The organism is Endozoicomonas sp. SESOKO3, from assembly GCF_024606255.1.
Genome location: NZ_JAHHPR010000103.1, coordinates 1 through 4,802, shown reverse-complemented (window position 1 = coordinate 4,802; position 4,802 = coordinate 1). Strand labels below are relative to the sequence as shown.

General features: G+C 45.4%; 6 protein-coding genes. 2 read left to right on the top strand and 4 right to left on the bottom strand.

Annotated features, from left to right (window positions below; translation table 11 throughout):
* Nucleotides 1–101 precede the first annotated feature (101 nt).
* The 3 genes from purF to KDK18_RS01860 all read right to left on the bottom strand — a co-directional run bounded on the left by purF (nt 102) and on the right by KDK18_RS01860 (nt 2,681).
* The gene (purF, locus tag KDK18_RS01870; RefSeq protein WP_257252783.1) at nt 102–1,613 is read right to left on the bottom strand and encodes an amidophosphoribosyltransferase; all 1,512 of its coding nucleotides are present in this window, start codon (nt 1,611–1,613) and stop codon (nt 102–104) included.
* A 174-nt stretch (nt 1,614–1,787) separates the two neighbouring features.
* Complete coding sequence (locus KDK18_RS01865) at nt 1,788–2,285, bottom strand: CvpA family protein (RefSeq protein ID WP_257252782.1); 498 nt, start codon at nt 2,283–2,285, stop codon at nt 1,788–1,790.
* Nucleotides 2,286–2,396: 111 nt separating this feature from the next.
* Complete coding sequence (locus tag KDK18_RS01860; protein ID WP_257252781.1) at nt 2,397–2,681, bottom strand: helix-hairpin-helix domain-containing protein; 285 nt, start codon at nt 2,679–2,681, stop codon at nt 2,397–2,399.
* Between the two features lie 513 nt (nt 2,682–3,194).
* Between KDK18_RS01860 and KDK18_RS01855 the strand changes: the two genes are divergently transcribed.
* Both KDK18_RS01855 and KDK18_RS01850 read left to right on the top strand, forming a co-directional pair.
* A complete protein-coding gene (locus KDK18_RS01855) occupies nt 3,195–3,629 on the top strand; it encodes a DUF29 domain-containing protein (RefSeq protein WP_257252780.1) in 435 nt (144 codons plus the stop codon).
* A 67-nt stretch (nt 3,630–3,696) separates the two neighbouring features.
* On the top strand, nt 3,697–4,131 hold the full coding sequence (locus tag KDK18_RS01850) for a DUF29 domain-containing protein (protein WP_257252778.1): 435 nt from the start codon (nt 3,697–3,699) through the stop codon (nt 4,129–4,131).
* Here the strand turns inward: KDK18_RS01850 and KDK18_RS01845 are convergent.
* Entirely contained in the window at nt 4,067–4,672 is a 606-nt protein-coding gene (locus KDK18_RS01845) for a Uma2 family endonuclease (protein ID WP_257252776.1), read from the bottom strand. The genes KDK18_RS01850 and KDK18_RS01845 overlap by 65 nt on opposite strands.
* Nucleotides 4,673–4,802: the final 130 nt, after the last annotated feature.

Here is a 4,802-nt window from a genome sequence, read left to right as displayed (position 1 = left end):
GACCAATTTATTGCAACCGCAGTAGGACAGCCTTAAGTCCGACAGGCTGCTAGCAAGGCTAACAGGGGCTCGACTCTATGAACATAGTGTTCAAGGAAAAATCAGGCAAGCTCTTCATCATTGTGAAGGTCAATGATCGAATCGCTTCCCGCATTAGCCCGGGTCTCTTCGTTTCTGCTGGCAGCAAGACGGCTTAAATATTCACTATCGATACCGCCGGCAATGTATTTACCATCAAAAACAGAACAGTCGAAGTCGGTAATGTCGGGATTCAACGAAGAAACGATTTTCTTAAGATCATCCAAATCCTGAAAGATCAGACGATCTGCCCCGATTTCCTGCTCGATTTGCTTGTCAGTCCGATCGTAGGCAATGAGCTCTTCTGATGTTGGCATGTCGATCCCATAAACATTTGGGAAGCGAATCGCAGGAGCAGCAGAGCTAAAATAGACTTTCTTTGCGCCACTGTCTCTGGCCATCTCGATGATCTGCTGACAGGTCGTGCCTCTGACAATGGAGTCATCGACTAACAGGACATTCTTGCCTTCAAATTCCTGTTGAATGGCACTGAGTTTTTGGCGAACGGATTTCTCGCGGACTTCCTGACCAGGCATGATGAATGTGCGACCAATGTAGCGGTTTTTAACAAAGCCTTCTTTGTAAGGAAGCCCCAATCGGTTGGCAATCTCCAGTGCTGATGTCCGGCTGGTGTCAGGAATAGGCATCACAACATCAATATCATGCTCTGGCCACTCTCTGAGAATCTTGTTAGCAAGGATCTGCCCCATTCTCTGATGAGCCTGATAGACAGAAATACCATCAACAATGGAGTCAGGGCGGGCGAGATAGACGTACTCAAAAATACAAGGATGCTTGGTGCCCTGAACACACTGGAATGTGTGCAGCTGATTATTTGAGTCTATGAAGACAGCTTCGCCTGGCTCGACGTCACGAATAACTTCAAAACCAGAGGCACTCAAAGCGACGGATTCAGAAGCCATCATATATTCTGTGCCTTTTTCGCTTTCCCGCTTACCGAAGATCAGGGGGCGAATACCGTTAGGGTCACGAAAACCAATGATACCGTGACCATTAATCATGGCGACGACAGCATAGCCACCTTCGCAACGCTCATGGACTCGACGAACCGCCTGGAAGAAGTCTTCCGGCTTGGGCTGCAGCTTGCCTGACTGCTCCAGTTCATGGGCGAAGACATTCAGCAGAATCTCTGAATCAGAGCTGGTATTGATGTGACGAAGATCTTCTTCAAAGAGTTCCTGCTTGATGCTCTGGGCATTGGTCAGATTCCCGTTATGGGCAAGGGCAATACCATAGGGAGAGTTAACATAGAACGGCTGGGCCTCGGCTGAGCTGGAAGTACCTGCGGTAGGATAACGAACATGAGCGATGCCCATATTGCCCACCAGTTTTTTCATGTGCCGGGTTCTGAAGACATCACGGACCAGCCCGTTATCTTTTCTCAGATAAAAGTGCCCTCCTCCCAGGGTCACCATACCGGCTGCGTCCTGCCCCCTGTGCTGAAGCACGGTCAGCGCATCGAACAACAGCTGGTTAACATTCACTGTCGCCGAAATACCGACAATTCCACACATTTCTCACATCCTCAGGCTGGATCAGCGGCTCCAAAGCTCTGGCAAGGTCACCTGAAAGTCAGAAAAACCCTGTTTTTTGTGCTTATAGCTGTCTTTAGAGCCTATTTTTTCTCAAAAGTTCAGAAAGCGCCCTCTGGACGTTTGCCTGTTCCCGGGAAGCTTTCAGAGATTATTTCAACCGGCTTGCAACATAGGTTCAACCCACTGGACCACTGTTTGTCTGGACCAGTCTGCAAGTAGCAAAAAGTGCGGCAATAATACCGAATCTTGCCATGCTTCGTCATTCTCTAATGGAGCAAAAGTCATTAATCCCACCACAAGCACCACAAGCAAGCAGCCTCTGAGCCCGCCGAAAACCATACCCAGTATCCTATCAGTCCCAGTGAGACCGGTGGCTTCAACCAATTCTGAAAATAATCGATTAATCAACCCGCCCACCAGTAGCGTTGCGACAAAAAGCAAAATTGATGCGGAAATCACTCTAACAGACGGGGTTTCTACATACTGAGTTAACAAGTTCGCAACACTGCCGTTAAAAGTCCAGGCCACAAAAATGGCCACTACCCAGGTCAGAAGAGAGAGAACTTCTTTGAAAAAGCCACGTTTAAGGCTGATAAGAGAGGAAACAGCCACTATGGTCGCAATGACCCAATCAATCCAGGTAAAGGTCAAAGGAATACTCCTGCATAAGTCTTTATTCAGGCTAGATTATCGGTTTTGAAACACGTACTCAACATACAAAAAGCCCGTCTCTATGGACGGGCTTTTTGTATATGTGATTCCCTACTCTTCGAAAATTATCCTGGATTCGTTCTTCTTCATAAAGGCTTCACCGATGAACTTCACCTGATCAAGGTCATCCATATTCTTGTAAGGACCATGTGCTTTACGGTGTTTTACTATCTCTTCTGCTGTTCGTCTGCCTACGCCTATAAGCTTTTCGTCCAATTCCTGAACGGTGGCTGTGTTGACGTTAACGACCTGTTCTTTTTCGTCGCTATTGGCAAATGAACCGCTAGAGAATATTAAAAGGCTGGAAAGAGCAATGCTTGAGAAAAATGTATTCATAATCAAACTTCCTTATTGATTATTAACGTTTGGCTTCAGATATCTTGAAACCGTTATTTTCAGTTCTAGACGGATTTTTAAAAAAAACCAAACAGATGGAAAAAAAACTATGAATACAACAGAACCATTGAATGTAAATGACTGATTTTATAAAGAACTCAGGACAGACTCCAGAATAAACACCCAGACAGCACAGCCAATGTTTTGACAATATAGAAGTACGAATAACACCATTTCTTCAGGCTCTGACAGCAAAAAGTCGAGGGTAAAACAAACCCTCAGGAGCCTTTCGGATTGATGACTTCGAGTATAAATTTCAGAACAAAACGAGCCGGAGTATTGAGTGTACTCATGGCTGCAGTCAGTATCACCTACTGATTTTGTATTAAACTACGCCCAGCCCTATAAATGAAACTTGAGCTATCTTAATGAGCGCAGTTTAGATTCGTAAAGCACAAAGTGAGTAAGATAGAATGAAGGAAAATGGGATAACGGACAAAGCAGGTAGCCTTTATGCGAGACTTGTATGATACCGATTTTTACAGCTGGACTCAGAGACAGGCAAAACTGATTCGTGAAGGTCGCCTCGCAGAACTCGACCTGGAAAATATCCTTGAGGAAATTGAGAGCATGGGTCGCAGTGATTACAGAGCCTTGCAGTCCCGGCTGGAAATACTCTTTATGCATTTGTTGAAATGGGAGCATCAGCCAGAAAAAAGACAAACAGGCCACAGCTGGGAACGAACCATCCGTGTGCAACGTAAGCAGGCATGGCGAATTCTACAGGATTCTCCGGGTCTAAAACACAAAATTGATGTTATGCTTCCTGTTGCTTACAAAAGAGCCGTCGAAGATGCCGCTGAAGAAACAGGACTATCACCTTCCACTTTTCCCAAGGAGCGTCCCTGGAGCTATGAGCAAGCTATCAATCCTGAATTCTGGCCCTAAAACTTCTCAGTCCATAAGATAAACTGAACAGTAACTATGAAATCCTATAAAACAGCAGGTCATTTTTGTGCGTGATTTATACGATACTGATTTTTACAGCTGGACCCAGAGGCAGGCAAAACTGATCCGTGAGGGCCGCCTGACAGAACTCGATCTGGAAAATATCCTTGAGGAAATTGAGAGCATGGGTCGCAGTGACTACAGGGCATTAGAGTCCAGAATATGCGTACTTTTCATGCATTTGTTGAAATGGCAGTACCAGCCTGAAAAAAGGCAGACTGGCCAAAGCTGGGAAAGAACGATCCGAGAGCAACGCAAGCAGATCAGGCGAATTCTAAGAAAAAATCCGGGACTGAAAAGCAAACTGTCAGAGATTTTGGTTGAAGCTTACTCGGACGCTGTAGAAGACGCCTCAGATGAGACAGAGCTACCCTCCTCTACTTTTCCAAAAGAATGCCCCTGGAACTATGAGCAGGCGATGGACCCGGAATTTTGGCCGTAATGTCCTTGTATATATCCAGAACGGGAAGTTCGAGAGCGACTGAGTACAATAACAAAGAGTCTGCTTCTTCGTAACGCTGTGTACACCATTGACTCCCTTCTCGCCAGTAAAGATCCACCAGAAACTCATATTGAGAAACCTGCATGTATTCTTCCAAGGTCGCTATTTGAGTATATGCCTCAAGTTTGGCAAAACGATCATGCTGTTCTGTGGATTTCGAAAAAATCTCAATAATCAGTTTTGGATTCTCTTCAACATAATCATCACCAGAGCCACGGCCACAGGACACCATTATGTCGGGGTAGAAAAAGATATTATCACTTTCAGAGCCTGCACTGACTTTCATGTCAGAAGCAAAGACATCACAGCCAGTGCCAGAAAGATGCTGATGAAGCCTCGTTGCAAGAGAAACTGTCAACAAGTTATGCGTTCGACTGCCACCCACCATGGGGAAGACATATCCATTGATATACTCTCTTTTTGATTCAGCCGCCTTTTCAGACTCCAGGTATTCATCAACGGATAATAGTGGATTTTTCATAACATTTTGCATCTGGCTCACCGATCATTTCTGAAATATGAGCCGTTCACTATAGACAGAAATTAAGCAAAAACCCTAGGAGGCTGACCGAGAATAGCGCCCGTAGCGAGGACGGCAGAAAATTGAGGAT